Origin of the sequence: Bacillus sp. 37MA (assembly GCF_000372765.1) — a bacterium.
In the GTDB taxonomy this organism is placed as follows: domain Bacteria; phylum Bacillota; class Bacilli; order Bacillales; family Domibacillaceae; genus Domibacillus; species Domibacillus aminovorans.
The window spans coordinates 2048801-2069699 of record NZ_KB889752.1; the positions used below are offsets into that span (position 1 = coordinate 2048801).

Consider the following 20899-nt stretch of genomic DNA (forward strand, 5'->3'; position numbering starts at 1 on the left):
TTCCTCCTTTTATACCGAGCCCATCATTTCAAACATTGGCAGCATAACAGATAAGTAGACGGTCATGACAACTGCTCCAATAAACAAAAAGACAGCTGGTTGGATAAAACCGGTCAATTTTTTTATTTTTTCTTCAACCAATTCATCACAAAACTCTGCATACATAAGCAACTCTTCGCCAAGACGTCCATTTGCCCCGCCATGACCAGTCAAAGCCGATAACTTTTTATCAAACCATGCCATCTTTTCGATCGCTTTTTGGAGTGATTCGCCGTTCATTAAGCGTTTATCAATTATCTCTGAAACCGCTGTAAGCATCGGATATATCGTCTGATGCTCAAATATATGAAGCATTTCGTTCACAGCAAATCCGCTGTTTAACAATTGGGCGGATTCGCGAGCAAACAGACGTGTGAAATATAGTTGAAAAAACGTACGGACGTACGGAATACGGATGAGCATGTCTGCTTTCTTTTTAGGCGATAACAGGCGGTAACGAGCATATAGAAAGATCGATAAGCCAATCGCACATGGAAGTAAAATGAGCATGATCGGAGGCACCCATTCTAGTAAAAAGAGCAGGAATAAAATCATACCTTCAGGCTCGTACCCCATCGATGCATGCAAATCATGAAATTGTGGCAGGACAAATGTGTTCAGTACTGCCAGAAGCATTACTAATAAAAGTAATAGAAATATAGGGTACTGAAGCAATTTTATTAATTTTTCTTTTGACTGTTCGGATTTTTTCCATTGCGCTCCCGCATGAATAAGCGCGTCTTGTACATTTCCATGTTTTTCGGCGAAATACACTTGAAGACAAATAAGCGATGGCACATGAAGAATAGGTAGAATTTCGTGCAGAGGTGTTCCGGCTTGTAGCATTTGCTGGATGTGTTTCGTTTGTTTCCCGCTGATTCCCTGTATGTTTAACATTAAAAAATCAATTGACTCTCCGATCGTAAACCCTTTTGCAAGCATTTCACCAAGCCTGAAAATAAACTCAGCGCCATTTTTCGCTGTCATCCGCTTCTTCAAAAACCCAGCGAGCCCACTCTTCTTGGGTGAGATATCCATAAGCAATCCCCTTTCCAATTTCATCCTTCAGCCGCTTATATATCATACGACGGTCTCCAGCCCTCACCTCCTTTAAAACAGATGTAAGCATGCGTCCAGATAAAAGCTCACATACGATAGCTTGACGTGTAAAATGAACACAGTGCGGTGCACATTGAGCACCACATTTAGGGCAGCGGATACGCACGAGTCTTTGTGCAGTAATCCCTACGATTGTTTGGCTGATCTCATGATGCGTGACACCAAATTCAAGGAGACGGCCAATGACACCTGCTGCATCACGTGCATGAATGGTTGACATGACTAAATGACCGGTAAGAGCGCTTCTAACAGCAACTCGAGCCGTTTCTTCATCGCGTATTTCTCCAACCATAATCACATCAGGGTCATGTCGTAAAATCGCTTTTAACCCAGTAGCATACGTAATCCCCGCTTTTTCATTTACTTGTATTTGCAACAAGGAATCGTGTTGTTTTTCGACAGGATCTTCGAGAGTAATAACATGTTTATTTAACGTTGCAGCACAGTGCTGAATCATGGAGTAAAGCGTGGTCGATTTACCGCTTCCCGTTGGACCACTGAGCAAAACGAGGCCAGTTGAATGGTTTAGTAGTGATGTTAATTTGTTTGCTGTATCAGGAAAAAGAGTTAAATCAGAAAGAGATGGTACGTGTTCTTGAGGCAGGAGCCGGATAACAAGGCTTTCTTTTTGAGGAATGGCTGGCAGTGTTGAGATGCGCAGAGAAGTCGAAATGCCATTAATGATCTGTTTAAATGCTCCACTCTGCGGTTTTCGCTTTTCGCCGATATCCATCGACGCCGTGAACTTTAAATACGATATCATTCGTTCACCTTCATGGATGGAGAATGAATCGGTATCAGTCAGTGTACCACCTGCTCGAATTTTCATTACATAGCCGTTTACTTTTGGCATTAAATGAATATCAGTTGCCTGCATCTGAACTGCAGTCATTAAGACATGTTTAATTTTTTGTTCGACGTGCAAACCATCACCTTCTTTCTTTTTTTACACCATACTACAATTTTCAGACAATTTCATCGTTTATTTTGAAGTTTACAAAACCTTAACAAAAAAAGCCTTTAAAGCAAAATGCTTTAAAGGCGCTTTAGCGAGATTCAATTCTACCGCTTTCTTGGATTACATCATGAACGTTGACCAGTATGTAAAGCCTGCAAAAGAAACGGTCAAATATGCGAAAAAAACGTAAATGTACATGCGTTCAGTAAGCCGTAAATAACCTAATAACAAGAAAAAGCCGGTTTGACCGAGGAAAAGCAATGCAGTTTTATCCATGTGTCCGAGATAAAACATCAATGAGAAGATTCCGGTCCAGAATGCCATCATGCGAAACATGCGATCCATTAAGTATCCCTCCTTTGTCATACACTCCATCAATATCATATTATAAAGGAACAGTGACAGATTTGTAAATGTTTCTTTCAGTCAGTTTGTGACGATTGCGTGATACGTACAGTCATGACAGCCTTCTAACATCTTTGTTTTTTGATGCAATTGCACATCATCAAACAGTGCTTCTAACGTTCCGTTTAAAAATCGGTATGTATTTTGTATGTAATATAGGCTTCATCATAAAGCGTTTCTTTAAACGGACAGTTGTATATAATAAATTGAACATGTCATCCATCTTCTCTACGCTCTGCTTCCGACACATAACCAATCCAGGCAGCTAGTGACTGCAGTATTGAAAATTTCTCATCTTCTGTTAAGGAAGAAGCATAGTTCCTAGTCCTAGACCCCATTGCACGATGGCCTGCTTTAACGGCCGCTGCCTCGACCATTTTCACCAAGCATTTGCACCGTTTCCACTAAAGTATCGGCAAGAAGCTGATAATCACGATGTGGAAATGAAAGCTGCATAATTCGATAATCTTTTTTATTTTGCTTAAAAACCATTTAAAAATGGGTTGCTGTCCATTTCACTGACAATGGACGTAGCAGGTCCATGTCCCGGGAGTACAATCGTTTCTTCTGGCAATGACAACAGCTTGTTATGAATGCTGTCGAGCAGATCCTGGTGATTGCCCCCGGGAAGATCCGTCCGTCCGATGCTGCCCATAAATAATGTGTCTCCGGCAAATAAGGAGCCACCTTCTTCAAAATAATAAGAGATGCTGCCTGGTGAATGACCCGGTGTATGAAACAGCTTAAATTGAAATGGACCGATTATAAGTTCTTCTTCCTTTTCTAAAATAAAGTCTGCTGGTGATGCTGTAATCGCTCCCATCCCAAACCGGCTTGAACCATTTAATTCTGGGTTTTCGAGCCACTGTTCTTCTGCTTTATGAATGTAAACCGGGCTGTTAAACGTCTGTCTAATATGTTCAATGGCCCCGATATGATCAAAATGAGCATGTGTCAGCAGTACAGCAAGCGGCTTTAAACTCCTTTCATTCAGCCACTCTGTCAACGATTCTCCCTCGGAACCTGGATCAAAAATAATGCATTCTTTTTTATGAGAAAGCACGTAGCAATTCGTTGCAAGCGGACCAAGCGGTAATTGTGTCCAATCCATATAATCTCCACCTCTCCTTTTCATACTATTGTATCGTAACAGGAAATCTTGTCTGATAAAAGAACAATGCGTTTTCACTCTCGACAAAAGGAGTAAAAGACTATACAATATTGTTGTGTATACTGCTATTACATAGTTTTTCTTTTTTTGATTCAATAAGAAAGGGGTTTGATGAAATGAACGGTTTAACGATTATTTTCGCTTTAGTGGCGATTCTTGCTGTATTCGGCACAATCAGCGCCTTGAAAAACAAAAACCCGCTTGGTATTTTCTTTGGGCTTGGCACTGCCGGTGTCATCGGCTGGTTTACAATCATGACAATTATTCATCACGGTTATCCAGCAGCTCACTAAAAAAACAGGCACCCGTTTTAAAACGGGTGCTTTTTTTCATACAAAAAAACTGCCCCGGAAGGCAGTTTTTTTATTGTTCTTTTTTCGCAGAATCTGGATCATAGAAACGAAGCAGATCCCCATAAATAATACGGTCGGAATAGTTCAGTTCTGTTGCCGCTTTTTCGATATAAGGCTCACAGTAACTACTCTCCGTCGGTTGTTCGGTTGCTTTGTCCCAGCACTTGCTGTCTGCATAAACATAATCTTCTGTCACAAAACGGCCATCACGGAAAGCAGCAAAGCTTTCATGATCTTGTGAATTCAAGTCCTGACCGAATTGAATATCTCCTTTTGTATCAATTCCAAATAAGTGCATCAATGTCGGACGAACATCAACTTGTCCACCGACCGTTGAAATCTCCTGTCCCTCAACACCCGGAATATGAATCATAAATGGTACTTTTTGAAGCTGCGCTGATATAAACGGCGTTACTTCTTTACCAAGGTATTGCGACATTGCTTCATTATGATTCTCGGAAATACCATAATGATCTCCGTACAGCACAATGACAGAATTCTCATACAGTCCAGATGCTTTCAATTCTTCAACAAAACGTTTTAATGCCTCATCTGTATAGCGGACCGTTACAAAATAACGATTCAATGTACCGCTGTTTGAATTGTATTCATCAATCATTTTATCTTCTTCATCATAATGGAATGGGTGATGGTTCGTTAATGTAATCATTTTCGAATAAAACGGCTTTGGCATCTCTTTCATTAAACCGACAGATTGTTCAAAGAACGGAATGTCTTTCATTCCCCAGTTGACGCTATTATCTTCTGTTATTTCATAGTCTTCCTCATCATAGAAACGTTCATACCCGATTGAATCGTACATAATGTCACGGTTCCAGAAACTTTTATTATTCGCGTGCATCGCATTCGTATAATAGCCGTTCTCTGCTAGTTTTTCAGCCATTGAATTGAATTCGTTGCCTGAATGAGTAAAGAACACAGCCCCCCGGCTGAGCGGATAAAGAGAGTTCTCTGTTATAAATTCAGCATCGGACGTTTTTCCCTGTCCGGTCTGATGATAAAAGTTTGTATAGTTTAAGCTTTCTTTTGCAAAATCATTTAAAAATGGTGTAATTTCCTGACCGTTTACTTTATTATTCAATACAAATGCCTGTGTTGATTCTACTGATACCATAATTAAGTTTTTACCTTTTGCTACGCCGAACAATTTATCATTCGGTGCCGCGTATTTAGCGTCTGCAAAGTTGTCTACTTCCGTCAATTCACTGCCGTTAGCAAGTGCACGCTGCGCAGATGATTTTGACTGTAAAAAGACGTCATAAATATGGTAGTTAAATGTACCAATGTTTTTGACGAGCATTTCACGATCAAATGTTCTTGTTAATAATTGTGGACGTTCAATTTCAGCAAGACCGAGATTTAAAAACATAATCGCAACAGCTGATAAAAAGTACGCACGGCGATTCATTTTTGACATCGGGCGGAATTTCACAAACGATGGCTTAAATTTCAACAGAAGGGATAAAATAATGACATCTGCAAAATATAAGATGTCAGCGAAACCAAATTCTTCTGTTACACTGTTGCCAAGATCGGCAAAGTTGCTCGTTTGGAATAACAGCGGCATTGTAATAAAATCATTAAAAAAGCGGTAAAACACAACGTTTGCATAAAGCAAAAAGCTTAATAAAAAGCTCATTATGAGTAAATAACGATTTCGCGCTTTATCACTTTTAAATAAAAAACCGATCCCCATTGCCAGCATAATAAAGCTGATCGGATTAATCAGTAAAATAAACTCTTGCAATGCATTTTCAATATCAATATTAAAGCTTGTTTTATAGACGATATATGTTTTCATCCATAAGAACAAAACGGCTACAGCAATGAGCGATATGTTGCTGCGAATTGTTCTTTTCATCATTCCAGCCTCCTCGTTACATCTGTAACATCGTTCTGGGGTTGAAATAGACTTTCAACCTTTGTAAATTACCTTCCACAATCTTAATACTTTTTTTACAAAAAATCAAACAGAACAATACAAAAAATCTTTATAATAGTTCCATGACGATTCTATCTCTTATTCATACGCATCAATGATTAAAAAGTTTCTTAAAAAAAGCCTTTCTAATCGGAGACCACTGCAAAAGTGAATAAAAGGACAAAAAAAAGATGAGAAACTACTATATGTAGCACCTCATCCTTTTATTTCACCTCTATGATACTGTGTCCTAGAAATAATAGTAATCGTTTTTCAGGGTTCTCCAATCGCGGAATGACTTTATTATGAAACTGTCTTTACTTTAGCAAGATACGCTGCACCGACCACGCCTGCATCGTTGCCAAGCATTGCTTTTTCAATGGAGAGCACTTCCATTGCCCGTGGAAATGTAAACTGGCGTACATATTGTTCAAGCGGCAAAAGAAGCGCATCGCCTGCTTTTGATACACCACCGCCCACAACGATTTTTGCCGGATTCATCGTATTGGCAATATTCCCTATAGCAAGTCCAAGATAAAACGCGCACCGGTCAATGACCCGTTTCGCCGCTTCGTCACCTTTTGAGGCTTGAGCAAATACTGTTCGGGCATCAGTTGCTTCTTTTCCTTCTTCTTTGTAAAGATTAACGATGCCTGTTGCCGATGCCACTGTTTCTAAACAGCCATACCTCCCACAGTTGCATAAAATCCCATTTTCTGGCACCACCGTAATATGGCCGATTTCACCGGCTGATCCACATACACCGGTAATAATCGTTCCTTTTGATACGACTCCGCCGCCAACACCTGTTCCAAGTGTTATACAGACAAGATCTCCTGTTCCACTTCCGGCACCTCTCCACATTTCACCAAGTGCTGCACAGTTCGCATCATTTTCGATAAAAACTGGCAGTTCAAGCGCTTCTTCGAGTAATTTCTTTAATGGATAGTTATTTACCCAGCCAAGGTTCACGGCACCAGAAATCGTTCCTTCTATCGGATCAGCAGGACCTGGTGCACCAACACCAACTGCGATCACATCAATGGTTGTCAATCCATCCTGTTTAAGTTCGGCGGAAAAAGAACGGGCGATGTGAGATACAATATTTGTACCGCCGTCTGTTCGATCTGTCGGAATCGCCCATTTGCGAATAATGTCACCTCCCACTGTTAAAAAAGCCATTTTAATGGTTGTTCCACCAATGTCGATTGCAGCAAGCCGTTTTTCTTCCATCGTCAATCCTCCTGCTCTTTTTCTTTTTCAATCGCAATGTTCTTGCGCAAAAGCAACAACGCCATCTTGTATTCCTGTGCTTCGACGAGCTGTGATTGATACAATTCTTTCAATTCAACTTCCATTAACTGCAAATCCGCCACACGGTTACCTATATATACAAACACACCGTATCGTTTTAATAACTGCTGTACATCATAAATTGTTCTCATTTTCATTCACCTGGTCCATTACTTAAGTTTTTTGCCAACTCCTGATATTTCGCCTCATCTGGAGCATACGCAAGTGCTTCTTCAACGGATTGCTTCGCTTTTTCCAACTGCCCGTTCTCCATATAAATAAGTGACAGATTGAAATGTGCTTCATGAAAATTGGCCCGTTCACGGGTAGCCTTTCTCAAATGCTGCTCCGCTTCTATAAGACGACCATCTCCCATCTCAATGAATGCAAGATAAAAATACGTTTCTGCAGAAGGCTCGCCGCCGTCTTCTAAAAAAGCCTTCAGCATTTGCTCTGCTTCTGCATCATTTCCAGCGTTGATTTCTTCCTGAACGCGCAAATTAACGGAATCTGCATCGAGTGCTGCATGGCCGCTTTGAAAACCGAGCATAAGCCCCATTGCAACGGCTGCAACCGTTGCAATAGTAAAAGCAAGCTGCTGTAAAACACGTCGTTTTTTTGGAAAATGAACAATACCCGTCGCGAGAAAGCCACCAATTAATCCACCAATATGTCCCGCATTATCAATTCCTGGAACCGTGAATCCAAAGACAAGGTTAATCCCGATCACAAAAAGTACATTCATACCCATTGTTCGAAAAAAAAGCTTCGGCTTTGTGACGCCAAAATAAAGCAGTGCCCCGAACAAACCAAAAATCGCACCGCTTGCGCCGGCTGCTAAGTTAGGCGTTAATAAAAAGCTGAGCAGACTGCCGGTAAATCCAGAGAATAAATAAATCCATATAAAACGAAGACGGCCATAAATTTGTTCAACGGCTATGCCTAAATAATAAAGAGCGAGCGAGTTCATGACAAGGTGAAGCAGACCGATATGCAGAAACATCGGTGTAATAAATCGCCACCATTCTCCTTCTAAAATAAGTGGATTGAATTTCGCACCAAATTCAAGTAACACAGCTGTATTTGTACTCCCGCCAGCAAATGTCATCATAATAAAAAGAATAATGTTAATGGCAGTAAAGATATACGTAAAAAATGGTTTTCCATAATGGAAAAAGCGCTCTTCTTCTTCTTTTCGCTTTACTTCATGTGATAATACGGATCTCTCATACGCAACTGCTTCATCTTCCGCTCCATCAAAATCACGCCGTTCTGGAACAGGTGATAAAACTAACTCCAACTGCCGGAGCGACTGACTGAGACCATTTCCTGTAAAGAGCAATGTGTCTGCTTTCGTTTTGCCGCCTTTTGATGACAGAACAGGTTTTAAATAGCTTTCATATTCATCAACTGGCGGGTGTTGAGAAACCACAATATTCAATAAAGACAGTTTTCTCATACCCATTTTTTTACGGATTTGCTCACCATTCCAGACAATCCGTTTTACATCTCGGCCGAGTTCTGCCGCCCATCCAAGATCCTGATTCTTTAACCGGATAAGCATTGCTTCTTTATTTGAGCGGTTCTCCAGCCATATTTCCCGTTTGTCCTGGCTTAACCGAGCAATCGTGTACTCTTGTTCAACAACGAAAAAAAACGCCAGCCGCCAGAAAATCACATCTGTTTGTATATTCATTTCATCACTACTTTCGTACATCTTATTGTTCCCACTATAGCGGAACACATACAGCTGGTAAAGTAAGAAGAGTTACTTCAAACAATTTATGACAAATTCGTCTGTCACAATTTTCTGAACAGGTAAATCGTGCACTTCTACTGGGATGTCATCACTCAACTGAAATGAAAATGCCAATGATACGGTATAGCCTGTAAAGTCAGGTAAAAAACGATCATAATATCCACCGCCAAATCCGATTCTATATCCATTTTTATTAAATAATAGTCCCGGAACGATCATAATATCAATACATTCACAAGATATAGCGCTTGTTTTATCAATGATCGGTTCATATATACCCGCATATACTTTCTCAAGTTCTTGAAAATCAGAAAGAAGATAAAACTGCATCTCTTTTGTTAACGGTACACATTTTGGCACACAAACTTTTTTTCCATTCATCCATGCATGACGAATAATCGACCACGTATCGACTTCGAACGGTGCAGATACCGTTAATGCAACTACGTTAGATTGCCGCCACTCAGGAAGCGCATACAATAGCTGCGTGATACGATGACATCGCTGCTCATATTCTGTTTTTACAAGTGTTGACAACTTCTTTTTTATATATAATCTCATTTGTTTTTTTTCCATGATTTCCTCCAAAAGAAAAACAGCAGGAAAATTTCCTGCTGCTTACTTCGTTTCACGATGCACTGTCATTTTTTTCAATCGCGGGCTGTATTTTTTCAACTCGAGACGATCCGGGTTGTTACGTTTGTTTTTTGTTGTGATGTAGTTTCGATCACCGCTCTCAGTGCAAGCCAATGTAATATTTACACGCATAGTTTATTTCCCTCCAAACTTGTCTCGCTTATTATGTTCATTGCGACTTTATTATAGTAGCACTTTTTCATCAGAAACACCAGCCTGTTTTTTCAAGATTGATGAATGTGAATCACTAAGTGCAGCAACCTGCGTTTTTTCAAGTGGATATGGTGTAGAGATGCTGTTAGACCATGGATAAAATTGCTGTGGCATGCTAATTCCTGAAATGCCCCTTTTGAGCCTTTTTTCGGCCAGTCCATATTGACGAAGTGTACCAATGTCCTGCCAATATGCATTCGTTTCATATACATAAATAGGCTCTTCATTGGCAATTAGTGCCGGGAATACGTCTTTCGCAAAATCAACTTCTCCACTGAATGCATAATCGGAAAAAAGAGAAGGTTCAATTAAGTAAATGCCTGTGCTTACCTGATTCGTCAAGAGGCGTGGTTCGTCTGGTTTCTCCAGAATAGAGATGAGACGGCCTTCTTGGTCCGCTAGGCACACACCAAATTGTTCCGGCCGCTCTGATGGGGTTATGACTATGGTGACACGCGCTTTATGATCTTTGTGAAAAGCATATGCATCGAGAAGCGGTACATTTGTCAATGCATCCCCGCTCAGCACAGCCACAGTTTCTTCAAATAAATCACTCGATGCAAAAAGACTCCCCGCCGTTCCAAGCGGTGTTATTTCATCAATGTACTGAATGTCCATTCCAATTTCTTCTCCATTCCCCGCATACTGTTTGATAATCTCTTTTTTATAACAGACAGTCATAAATACACGGCGAATTTCATTCATCTTAAATACGTTCAAATTGTAATCTAAGAGCGGCCTGTTTAATAACGGCACCATCGGCTTCGGAATATAATCTGTAATCGGCCGGAGACGTTTTCCTCTTCCTCCTGCAAGCAATACTCCTATCATGTGCGAACACCTTCCATTTTCTTGATAAAAACGGTTTGATCGTACACCTTTTCTGTCTGCTCACTGATGTGTTTCCAGCTATACAATGCTTTTGCCATTTCATGTCCATTCGCACCAAGTTCTTTCGCGAGATCCGGGCGTTCCAAAACTGTTGTGATTTTTTCGGATAAATCACCTGCATTTCCCGGTTCAAATAAAAGACCTGTTTGCTCATGTAAAACAAATGACTTAAGCCCGCCTGTCGCTGACGCAATAACCGGCTTTTGAAAGGCCATTGCTTCAAGCGCCACTATGCCGAACGGTTCATAAAGACTTGGAAAAACAGCCGCTTTACACGTTTGAAATAATGCTTTTCTCTCATCGTCGCTCACATAGCCGACAAAATGAATGATGCCTTCGAAACCGCGCTTCCTCACTTCCATTCGCCACTCGTCTAATAGCGGACCCTTACCCGCAATAATAAACTGAATATTCTTTTTTTTCAAGTTTTTTAAGTCCAAATCAAAAAATGTTTGAAATCCTTTTTCAAATACCATACGGCCAAGTGAAAAGATGAACGGGCCCATTTTGTTGAATCGCCCTTCTACCGTTGTTTTCTCTTCAAATTCAACACCGTTTGGAATCACATGAATGTCTTTTCTTTTCGCTTCATAATGCACGCGTAATTCCTCTTTCATAGGCTGGCTACATACAATTACCGTGTTCGATATCGAAATAAGTTCTTTTTCTTTCCAGGCAATAGCAGACTGCAATTCATTGTGAATTCCATTATTACGGCCATGTTCTGTTGCATGAATAGTTGACACAATTGGAAGCCAATGATTATCTGCGAGAAGAATAGCTGCGTCACCAGTTAACCAATCATGCGTATGAATCACTGAAATATCATGATCACGAATGAGCGCTTCTCCTTTTTGGAACAAGCACATATTCAAATCCGCCACACGGCGCATGAAGTCGGGCTCTCCTTCATGGAGAGGACCGGTACGGTATATATGAACACCATTTACACATTCATATTCTGGAGAACCTTGATAAGAAGACGTAAGGACAATGACTTCGCGACCTGATTCAACGAGTGCTTCGGCAAGCCCGTGAACATGTCTTGCCATTCCACCAATAATATTTGGCGGATATTCCCATGTAAGCATCAAAATAGCGCCGTCCATTTCATCCATCTCTTCACTTAAGATTGTTGGAATAAGTTCAACACCGTAATGAAGCCTCATTCTTTGATGAGCATAATCAAAGTCTGGAAAATCTTTACTCGCCCCGTCTAGTAAATAGCGAAGAGAATCTTTTGCACTTTCCAGTTCAGTATCAAGATTCTGCAAACAAGCATATAAACAAAAAGCCCATTCTAAATCGAGGACACCGCCCGCCTCACACATTTGAGAGGCTGCCTTTTCATCCCACTCATTTTTCAGTTGGAATACAGCTTCACAGCGATTCAACTCGTCTGCTGTCATTAACGGCTTCCCTTCATTCATACGTTCATATACGAGTGGAATATGAATGATCCGTTCATGAAATTGTCTAGCAGATTCTTGAATAGCTAATGAATCAATCTCTTCAAAAAAAGTGCGGGCATTATCATCTGTCAATCGAATGACTGGTGGAATCAATAGCTTATGATCTGCATTCATTTGTCCATACTCATACGGCAAAATCGATAAACCATGCGGCGAAATCCAATGAAATGCATCGCGTTCATGCGCTGGAAATGCCTCCCCATGAATCATTACAAATTGACAGCCTTCACGGTGGATGAGTTCATCGATTCCTGGCATATAGGCACCACGTGGAAGCCAAATGGATGGGGGTCCTTCGTCAAAAAGCTCCTGCCAAATTTTCGCTGTCCGTTTAATGTCTTCACCGGCCGCTTCCTTCACTGGATAGGACGTGAGTGGAAATTGGCTAAGCGCCATTGGTATGAGCAGTAATTTATTTTCCTTAACTAGCGCCCGGCAAGCTTCGATAAATGAACTGTCATGCTCGCGTAATACAGCTGCGGCTTCGTGGTTCGGCTGTTGCTGTATAAATGCTTGAACGGCCATCTTCCCTCTTACCCCGTTCAGCCAGCCTAGCGTAAATAAATTGATAGTAGCAGCGATCGGTCGATCACCTGTTGATTTTTCAGCAGCTGCAAGAATATAGCCATACACATCCATAATTTTCATTATTTCTTTGCTACTCATACTTGAACCGGCGAGAACGAGAGGCCGAAACGGACTGTCTGCCAGTGCCATAATAGAAAATGGATATTCCATTTTACGTATACCTCCATTCATTTTTGTTCATGAATCATGTCGAGCAGTCAGGATGCTCAATCCAGGCAGGAACACGGAATGGGTTCTGATGAAACTGCTCTGCATCATACATCTTGTAAACGTAATCTCCGCTGCTTTGATACGGTGTATGAACAGGATGAGATCGTAAGATTGGAAAGAATAAATACGACTCCGTTAAAAAACCGAGTTCACAAATATATGAGCGATTTCTTCTCAATCCTTTTATCGTCCAAAACTGATCGCTTATACTTACTTTTATACATGTAACAGAGTGCGCATTCATACCATTAAAATAAATATCGGTAATATCGAAAATTCGTAAATCCATTATCGCCGGATTAAGTGGTTTGCTACAGCGTGTAGCGGCTTCTAAAATAGATGGGTGAACGCGCCATCTACAATACAAACGGTCTGCTGATAAAAAAACCGCATTTAAATCACTTTGCCAGTACATCCCGTCCCGCTTCATCACACATTGTCGCCATTTGTATTTTACTTTTTCAGCGGATAAATCAAGCTTATCTGCGATTTGCTTCCAAGTAAAATGTTGGTTTTTTAAACGGACAATATCTTCATTCAATATGTATCACCCCGGTCTGGCAGTTTTTCCTTAAATTGTTTATAACGCTATCGTACCACGTTCCAAACGGTGCGGCAATCTGCATCATTCTCATCTTTTCCCTGCTAATATGTGGTATAATAGACTGACTAGCATCAAGGAGGGCACAATTTATGAACGGACTGCTCATTGGGCTCGCTGCTGCAGGCACTGCCTTTATTGTATTGTCTTTTTTTCTGAAAGACAGACAACGGCAGCTCGAAAAAGATCTGGAAGAATTATCGTTGCAAATGTTGCAAGAACATTATCAAATAAACAAAAAAATAAGACTTATTGAAGAAGAATTATTAATCAGTGATGATCCTTCTCCTTCTGTAAAAAAACCAGTGCCAATCAATCAAATTATTCAAAATCAAGTAATAGCGCTTTATAACCAGGGCATTGACATTCCTCAAATTGCCGGACAATCCTCTTTATCCGTTGAACAGGTCAAAAAAATACTGGCCAATTCTCAACTTCATCGAAAGGACACTAGCATATGACGAAGCAATCTGTACGTTCATTCGGATTTGGTCTACTTGCTGCAGCAGCTGCCTTTTTTCTTTTCGATTATACGTTAAAGGACCAATTGTTATCCAATGAAGAAATGATTCAGTTGTTGGAAGAAAACAATTACACCGTACTGACTACCAACGAATTGAATGAACAACCGGCAAAAACCGCATCTGTAGAAACAATCTCACCTGCTGAAGCTGAAAAGGAACAAATCATGGGGAATGAGTCTGCCGTTTCTGAAAGCAAAGAGATCACAGTCACCATTAAAGCAGGCATGTCTTCAGACGATATCATCGACGCCTTAAAAAAGGCGAGGGTTATTGATGACGAAGAATCATTTAATACATATTTAAAAGAAAATGAGTATTCTTCAAAGCTTCAGATTGGCACGTTCACATTTTCTACGGATATGTCAAACGAAGAAATCGCTTCTACGTTAATAAAATGAAATGTCATTCAGTGGGGGATTTACTGCCTGTTAATCTGTATTAAAATAAAAAGCCGGCGCAATGGCAGCGCCGGCTTTCTCATTACCCGAATCGACCTGAAATATAATCGTCTGTGCGACTATCTGCAGGGCTATTAAAGATCGTATCCGTCACATCGTACTCCACAACTTCTCCATTTAAGAAGAACGCTGTTCTATCCGAAATACGTGCTGCCTGTTGCATGTTATGTGTCACAATTATGATCGAGTACTGTTGTTTTAATTCCTGAATCAACTCTTCAATTTTAAGTGTCGATACAGGATCAAGAGCAGATGTAGGCTCATCCATCAAAATGACGTCCGGCTCAAGTGCCAAGCAGCGAGCGATACAAAGACGCTGCTGCTGTCCTCCTGAAAGTCCATATGCTGGTTCGTGAATTCGATCTTTCACTTCCTCCCAGAGAGCAGCACCGCGTAAACTTTTTTCAACTGTTTCATTAATGATTTGCTTGTTTTTGATTCCATGAATTTTCAAACCAAATGCAATGTTTTCATAAATTGATTTTGGAAATGGATTCGGCTTCTGGAAGACCATTCCGACACGCGTACGCAATTCTTCAACAAGAAAATCTTTATTGAAAATGTCACGTTTACGATATTCAATGCTGCCATTTGTTTTAACACCTGGTACAAGATCAATCATGCGGTTCAACGTTTTAATATAAGTCGATTTCCCACAGCCGGATGGACCAATAATGGCCGTTACTTCTTTTTCATTAATTTTAAGGTTAATATTTTTCAACGCATGATGATCGCCATACCATAAGTTTAAGCCTTTTGTATTATAAACGAGCACATTTTCTGTTTGTACCGTTTGATTATTTTCTTTTGAGTTGACTGCTGTTAACACCATGTAAAGTTCCCTCCAAATATAAAATCATTTTTCCTCAAAACGAATTATCTGCTCTGGTAACGATTACGAATCCACACCGCAACCGAGTTCATCATAATGAGCACGACGAGAAGCACAATGATTCCTGCCGCTGCCAAATTATGAAATTCTTCCTGCGGTCGACTTGTCCAGTTGTATATTTGCATTGGTAAAGCAGTAAATGAGTCGAATACACCTGACGGTAAAAACGCAACGAATGTCGGAATTCCCACAACGATCAGAGGTGCTGTTTCACCAATTGCACGTGAGAAAGCAAGAATGCTGCCTGTCGCGATCCCAGGAATTGCATAAGGAATAACAACGCGGGAGATTGTCTGCCATTTCGTTGCACCAAGTCCGTAAGAAGCTTCTTTTAACTCGTTTGGAACTGCACGAACCGCTTCTTGTGATGCAACAATAATTACAGGCAATACAAGAAGTGACATTGTAAAACCGGCAGCGAGAATACTGTTTCCAAAGCCAAATAACCGGACAAAAATCGTTAAACCGAGTAAACCAAATACGACAGAAGGAACACCGGCAAGATTCGATATGTTCATTTGAATCCAGCGTGTAAGAGCATTTTTCTTTGCGTATTCTTCCAGATAAATTGCTGATCCTACACCAAAAATAGCAGCTGTTGGTACAACGACAGCCATCATCCAAATCGTACCAATGACTGCTGCTTTAATTCCAGCTTGTTCTGGACGGCGTGATGCAAAGTTTTGAAGAAAATCCCATGATAAATATGGAGCTCCTTGTGCGATGATGCGATAAAGCAATACAACAAGCATAATCAACGTAAAAAGTGTTGCTATAAAGAAAAGCCCTTTAACAATCTTGTTTTTAGTAAGCCTGCCATCAATACGATTGATCATTTCCTCGGATTTGATTCGATCTACGTTCTCCATCAGTATTCCTCCCTAAAGCGCTTCGAGATGAACTGGGCCAGCGCATTCATCGCCAGTGTAAAGACAAATAACGTGAAGCCAACTGCATAAATGCTGTAATAAATCGTTGTACCGAAACCAGCATCACCTGTCGTTACCTGTACGATGTAAGATGTCATCGTTTGAAGTGATGATGTCAAGTCAAGCGCTGCAGACGGTGTAGAACCGGCTGCAATAGACACGATCATCGTTTCACCGATAGCACGGGATATACCGAGAACGATTGATGCAAGAATTCCTGATAAGGCGGCCGGAAAAATAACTTTGGATGCTGTTTCCCATTTTGTAGAGCCGATCGCAAGAGCACCATGGCGCACCGGCTCTGGCACTGAAGACAACGCATCTTCTGATAAAGAAACAATCGTTGGAATAATCATGATCCCAACAACAATCCCTGGACTGATCGCATTAAATAATTCAATCGATGGAAACAGCTCACGCAATACGGGTGTAACAAATGTAAGGGCAAAAAATCCGTATACGATCGTCGGTACACCCGCAAGCACTTCAAGAATCGGCTTCATAATTTTGCGCGTACGAACGCCTGCGTATTCACTTAAATAAAGTGCGACCGCAAGTCCAATTGGCACGGCAAACAGCGAAGCAATTAATGTAATTTTTAATGTACCGAGAACGAGTGGCCATATACCATAAACGGCTTCTGTTTCAGAAAATGGATACCATTCTGTCGCTGTAAAAAACTCTACAACAGACACATCTCCAAAAAATGTAAATGTTTCAAAAATTAATGTTAAGACAATACCTAATGTTGTTAAAACCGATACTGCCGCCATAAAAAAAAGTATGATCGGTATTATTTTTTCTCTTCTGTTCAAAAAGCCGCCATTATATTTTTTTTCAAGCAGCTCTTGAACCGGACTGAGTTCTTTTTCTTTTGTTTTCAACCCGATTACTCCTTTCAACCCTAGTACACCAATGAAGGGCATTACTTTCATTGGTGTACGTTATGTTCTTTATCCGCTTTTTAGTTTATCCAGTTACTTGTTTATTTCAATCCTTCAAGTGTAGACAGTTGTTCATCGTACTTTTCTTGTGGCAATGATACATAACCTACATCTTCAGCAAGAGCTGATGCATTTTCAAGTGTAAACTGTACATATGCTGCTGTTGCCGCGTCATCTTTAATCGCTGCATTGCTTACGTATGTGAATAGCGGGCGTGAAAGTGGTGCATATTCTCCGCTTTCAATTGTTTCTGCGTTAGGTTCAACTGCAGTTCCTTCTTCGTTCACAATTGGAACTACTTTTAGGCTGTCTTTGTTTTCAAGGTAGTATGCATAACCAAAGTAACCAATTGCATTCTTGTCACCTGTTACACCTTGAACAAGTACGTTATCATCTTCAGAAAGGGTAGCTGCTTTGTCAATTTGTCCGCCATCTAAAATAACTTCATCAAAGTAATCAAATGTACCTGAGTCAGTCCCAGGTGAATAGAATTTAATTTCTTCTTCAGGCCATCCCTCACGCACATCAGACCATTTTTTTGCCGTACCATTATCAAGCCATAATTTTTTCAATTCATCTACAGTTAACTGATCAACCCAGTCATTGTCTTTGTTTACTACAACTGATAAACCATCTTTAGCAAGTTCAAATTCTGTATATTCAATGCCTGCTTCTTTAAGTGCAGCAGCTTCTTCTTCTTTAATTGGACGAGATGCGTTACTCATTGCTGTTTCACCAGCGATGAATTTTTCAAAGCCGCCGCCTGTTCCTGATAATCCAACTGTTACTTTTACATCAGGTTGTTCAAGCATAAATTCTTCGGCAACAGCTTCCATAATCGGATAGACAGTTGATGAACCATCGATAGAAATTTCACCTTGAAGTTGCGCATCACCTACGTCAGTTTGTTCTGTCTTTTCTCCATCTTCTGTTCCTGTGTCTGCTGCGTCGTTGCCACAGGCGCCAAGTACAAGTGCTGATCCGAGCAATGCTGATAAAGTAAGAACTTTTACTGGTTTCATTTCTTCATTTCCCCCTGCAATTTTGTTTTTTTTATTATTTGCTACACTCAATACAATAACGGAATAGTGTTAATAAGGTTTTAACGAAATGTTAATGTTTTGTAAAGGAAACAAACAAAAATAAATGACTGCCTTTACTTTGATACATAAAGAAAGTCTCTATACATAAATTATTTTTTGTACCTGCAACTTTTATCAACTGGAATAGGCACTTTTTGCTATGACGCTATAAATGACACTGGAAGATCCAATAATACTTGAATGTCGATAAATTTATTTTTCTGATTTCTTACAGAAAATTTAACGTATAATTCTACTTCTTCTAAAAATATTCAAAAAAAGAGCGGCTGTATCATCTAATTAGATAATACAGCCGCTCTTTTTAGTTACTCGTTTGTTTTGTAAGGATATCTTGATCAATCACGGCTTCTGCCGGTTTTGCTTTGGTTTTTTGTTTTTTCAGTTCAAAATATGCGTCCATTGCCTGGCGGCCGATTATATTGTTTATTGAAATAGAGTTTGCACTGCTTTCATACGCCCATGGCACGACAACAGAGATCGCGACTTCCGGATTGTCCGATGGCGCATAGCCGACGAGTGTGACGTTCCAAGTCATCGGGCGTATGCCTTTGCTCTTGTCCCATGGCCCGTCGTATACACCTTCAGCCGTTCCTGTTTTAGCTGCCATGCTGTATGGTGCACTAGCGAAATATCTAGATGCTGTTCCTTCAGATGCCTGCGCAACAAGACGGAAGCCTTCCTGAACACGTTCAATCCAGCCCGGTTCTAAGTCAAGTGTATTTAATACTTTCGGCTGAATTTCTTCTGCCACCGGTCCAAGTTTATTCGAATCCGAAATTGGCTGACGAATTTCTTTTACAATGTGCGGCTCCATCCGGTAGCCTCCATTCGCGATCGTTGATACGTACTGAGCCATCTGAAGCGGCGTATACGTATCGAATTGTCCAATGGAAAAATCGAGCAATTTACCTGGCTCATTCGGATCAACATATCCTTGATAGCCCTTCTGTTCACCCGGTAAATCAATGCCTGTTTTGACGCCAAGACCAAATTGATTGAAATAGTTGCGCATCGTACTGAATGCATCTAAATTTAAACGCAACCCGCCATTCGGAATATAACTCGCACCGCCAATTTTCATTGCGGTTTTAAACATATAGACGTTTGAAGAACGCATTAACGCGTACGTATCACTGATTCCTATTGCACCGCCCCGGTTAAACCAAGAACTTTTCGGGTTCGTTCCCGCAAATTTAAGCGGTTCATCGACAATGTATTCACCTGGTTCGTTAACGCCTGTCATATATCCCGTCAAAACGGTTGCCCCTTTAACCGCTGATCCCATTGCATAAGAAGTCGTCATGTTGCCTGATGCAAAATCAAGTATTTCTGCTTTTCCATTGTTCACTTCATATTTTTTACCGGACATCGCTAAAATTTCACCGGTATTCGGATCCATCATCGTAACAAATGCACGATCTAGAAGAGGATGCCCGCCAGATCGTTTCGCCGCACCAAGCTCGTCTTCCACAATTTTGTCGACAGCAAGCTGCAAATCCATATCGATTGTTAAAATAAGGTCGTTGCCGCGCTGTCCTTCTGTAATAATTTCTGAATCCAGCACATTACCGGACTTATCGGTAATATTTTTCATTTTCGTTTTCTTTCCGCGCAGCACTCCTTCGTATTGATATTCAAGATAACTTTTTCCAACTCGGTCATTCCGGCTGTAGCTACGTGATAAATAATAATCAACCATTTCTTTCGGAAGACCTTCTTTAGATGAAGAAATATTACCAAGTACCGTTTTTAATGTACGGTCATATGAATAGGCACGTTCCCAGTCAGTTGTTGTATTCACACCTGGAAGTGACGATAAATTTTCACTGACGACAGCATATTCAACATCTGTCACATTGACGTTCTTCACAATTTGCGGTGTTAATGCATAACCAGATGTAAATTCCCGATAGATAGCTAGCACTTCAAGCTCGTCAGCCGTTAACTCCTTTAAATCCTCTTCTGTAATACGCTCCAACTGCAAGTCATAAATTTCATCTTCCGTTATTTCGTCGTTTTCATAGGACGCCCACTCTTGATCTGTCACTTTTGCTTTTACTTTTTCTTCATTTTTACCGATCCAGAAGTCTTTTTTGTCACGCTCCGTCACTTGATCGATTTCTTTTTCAATCAGCTGCGCCAGCTTTTCCGCTGTCTGCATCATTTCGTCTGCATCTGGATTTTTCGGCCGTGTGTATGTAATCGCATTTTGCGGCACATTATCGACCACAATCTGTCCATCACGGTCAAAAATTTTCCCACGTGGTACGCTCGTATTGACAGTGACATCTTCTGTCCGTTCAATTTTACGCTGATAATCCTCTCCCTGTACAATCTGCACGATACCAAGCCGAAAAATAAGTGCAGAGAATAGGAGAAAGACGATAAAAAACAGCATA

At 40.6% G+C, this 20899-nt stretch carries 22 protein-coding genes; 3 read left to right on the top strand and 19 right to left on the bottom strand.

Annotated elements, in window-relative coordinates; translation table 11 throughout:
• Positions 1 to 9 precede the first annotated feature (9 nt).
• From comGB to A3M5_RS0111480, 5 genes are all read right to left on the bottom strand, one after another.
• Positions 10 to 1101 (bottom strand): competence type IV pilus assembly protein ComGB, encoded by a 1092-nt coding sequence (comGB, locus tag A3M5_RS0111460; protein WP_082193905.1) that lies wholly within the window; start codon positions 1099 to 1101, stop codon positions 10 to 12.
• Positions 1004 to 2083, bottom strand: coding sequence for a competence type IV pilus ATPase ComGA (gene comGA, locus A3M5_RS0111465; protein WP_018393918.1), 1080 nt, complete (start codon positions 2081 to 2083; stop codon positions 1004 to 1006). Before comGA ends, comGB begins: the two co-directional genes overlap by 98 nt.
• 153 nt (positions 2084 to 2236) lie before the next feature.
• Complete coding sequence (locus A3M5_RS0111470) at positions 2237 to 2461, bottom strand: DUF2626 domain-containing protein (RefSeq protein ID WP_018393919.1); 225 nt, start codon at positions 2459 to 2461, stop codon at positions 2237 to 2239.
• A 275-nt stretch (positions 2462 to 2736) separates the two neighbouring features.
• Positions 2737 to 2904: a hypothetical protein gene (locus A3M5_RS25430; RefSeq protein WP_155894709.1), complete on the bottom strand. Its 168-nt coding sequence runs from the start codon at positions 2902 to 2904 to the stop codon at positions 2737 to 2739.
• 98 nt (positions 2905 to 3002) lie between these two features.
• Positions 3003 to 3632, bottom strand: coding sequence for an MBL fold metallo-hydrolase (locus tag A3M5_RS0111480; RefSeq protein WP_018393921.1), 630 nt, complete (start codon positions 3630 to 3632; stop codon positions 3003 to 3005).
• 176 nt (positions 3633 to 3808) lie between these two features.
• Here A3M5_RS0111480 and A3M5_RS24065 point away from each other — a divergent pair, with 176 nt between their 5' ends.
• Positions 3809 to 3985, top strand: coding sequence for a DUF2759 domain-containing protein (locus A3M5_RS24065; RefSeq protein WP_018393922.1), 177 nt, complete (start codon positions 3809 to 3811; stop codon positions 3983 to 3985).
• A gap of 70 nt (positions 3986 to 4055) precedes the next feature.
• Here A3M5_RS24065 and A3M5_RS0111490 read toward each other — a convergent pair whose 3' ends face one another.
• The 9 genes from A3M5_RS0111490 to A3M5_RS23775 form a co-directional block, all read right to left on the bottom strand.
• Positions 4056 to 5927, bottom strand: coding sequence for an LTA synthase family protein (locus A3M5_RS0111490; RefSeq protein ID WP_018393923.1), 1872 nt, complete (start codon positions 5925 to 5927; stop codon positions 4056 to 4058).
• Positions 5928 to 6290: 363 nt separating this feature from the next.
• Complete coding sequence (locus tag A3M5_RS0111495) at positions 6291 to 7220, bottom strand: ROK family glucokinase (protein WP_018393924.1); 930 nt, start codon at positions 7218 to 7220, stop codon at positions 6291 to 6293.
• A gap of 2 nt (positions 7221 to 7222) precedes the next feature.
• Positions 7223 to 7432 carry a YqgQ family protein gene (locus tag A3M5_RS0111500; protein ID WP_026221693.1) on the bottom strand — a complete coding sequence of 70 codons (210 nt, stop codon included), beginning with the start codon at positions 7430 to 7432 and terminating at the stop codon, positions 7223 to 7225.
• 2 nt (positions 7433 to 7434) lie between these two features.
• On the bottom strand, positions 7435 to 8997 hold the full coding sequence (locus A3M5_RS0111505) for a rhomboid family intramembrane serine protease (RefSeq protein WP_018393926.1): 1563 nt from the start codon (positions 8995 to 8997) through the stop codon (positions 7435 to 7437).
• A 51-nt stretch (positions 8998 to 9048) separates the two neighbouring features.
• A complete protein-coding gene (locus tag A3M5_RS0111510; protein ID WP_018393927.1) occupies positions 9049 to 9615 on the bottom strand; it encodes a 5-formyltetrahydrofolate cyclo-ligase in 567 nt (188 codons plus the stop codon).
• A 42-nt stretch (positions 9616 to 9657) separates the two neighbouring features.
• Positions 9658 to 9807 carry a 50S ribosomal protein L33 gene (gene rpmG / locus A3M5_RS0111515; RefSeq protein ID WP_018393928.1) on the bottom strand — a complete coding sequence of 50 codons (150 nt, stop codon included), beginning with the start codon at positions 9805 to 9807 and terminating at the stop codon, positions 9658 to 9660.
• 51 nt (positions 9808 to 9858) lie between these two features.
• Positions 9859 to 10719 carry a nucleotidyltransferase family protein gene (locus A3M5_RS0111520; protein ID WP_018393929.1) on the bottom strand — a complete coding sequence of 287 codons (861 nt, stop codon included), beginning with the start codon at positions 10717 to 10719 and terminating at the stop codon, positions 9859 to 9861.
• On the bottom strand, positions 10716 to 12989 hold the full coding sequence (locus A3M5_RS24775) for a glycosyltransferase family 4 protein (RefSeq protein ID WP_018393930.1): 2274 nt from the start codon (positions 12987 to 12989) through the stop codon (positions 10716 to 10718). Before A3M5_RS24775 ends, A3M5_RS0111520 begins: the two co-directional genes overlap by 4 nt.
• 34 nt (positions 12990 to 13023) lie before the next feature.
• On the bottom strand, positions 13024 to 13590 hold the full coding sequence (locus tag A3M5_RS23775; RefSeq protein WP_018393931.1) for a DUF4912 domain-containing protein: 567 nt from the start codon (positions 13588 to 13590) through the stop codon (positions 13024 to 13026).
• A gap of 152 nt (positions 13591 to 13742) precedes the next feature.
• On the opposite strand from A3M5_RS23775, the gene A3M5_RS0111535 reads away from it, so the two are divergent.
• Both A3M5_RS0111535 and A3M5_RS23780 read left to right on the top strand, forming a co-directional pair.
• Positions 13743 to 14111: a helix-turn-helix domain-containing protein gene (locus A3M5_RS0111535; protein ID WP_018393932.1), complete on the top strand. Its 369-nt coding sequence runs from the start codon at positions 13743 to 13745 to the stop codon at positions 14109 to 14111.
• Positions 14108 to 14572: an endolytic transglycosylase MltG gene (locus tag A3M5_RS23780; protein WP_018393933.1), complete on the top strand. Its 465-nt coding sequence runs from the start codon at positions 14108 to 14110 to the stop codon at positions 14570 to 14572. Before A3M5_RS0111535 ends, A3M5_RS23780 begins: the two co-directional genes overlap by 4 nt.
• Before the next feature lie 82 nt (positions 14573 to 14654).
• On the opposite strand, the gene pstB is transcribed toward A3M5_RS23780, so the two are convergent.
• The 5 genes from pstB to A3M5_RS0111565 form a co-directional block, all read right to left on the bottom strand.
• On the bottom strand, positions 14655 to 15464 hold the full coding sequence (gene pstB, locus A3M5_RS0111545; RefSeq protein ID WP_018393934.1) for a phosphate ABC transporter ATP-binding protein PstB: 810 nt from the start codon (positions 15462 to 15464) through the stop codon (positions 14655 to 14657).
• A gap of 44 nt (positions 15465 to 15508) precedes the next feature.
• Complete coding sequence (gene pstA / locus A3M5_RS0111550; protein WP_018393935.1) at positions 15509 to 16393, bottom strand: phosphate ABC transporter permease PstA; 885 nt, start codon at positions 16391 to 16393, stop codon at positions 15509 to 15511.
• Complete coding sequence (pstC, locus tag A3M5_RS0111555) at positions 16393 to 17337, bottom strand: phosphate ABC transporter permease subunit PstC (RefSeq protein WP_018393936.1); 945 nt, start codon at positions 17335 to 17337, stop codon at positions 16393 to 16395. The genes pstA and pstC overlap by 1 nt, the downstream gene beginning before the upstream one ends.
• A gap of 101 nt (positions 17338 to 17438) precedes the next feature.
• Positions 17439 to 18419 (bottom strand): PstS family phosphate ABC transporter substrate-binding protein, encoded by a 981-nt coding sequence (locus A3M5_RS0111560; RefSeq protein WP_018393937.1) that lies wholly within the window; start codon positions 18417 to 18419, stop codon positions 17439 to 17441.
• Positions 18420 to 18801: 382 nt separating this feature from the next.
• The gene (locus A3M5_RS0111565; protein WP_082193969.1) at positions 18802 to 20898 is read right to left on the bottom strand and encodes a peptidoglycan D,D-transpeptidase FtsI family protein; all 2097 of its coding nucleotides are present in this window, start codon (positions 20896 to 20898) and stop codon (positions 18802 to 18804) included.
• Position 20899 lies beyond the last annotated feature (1 nt).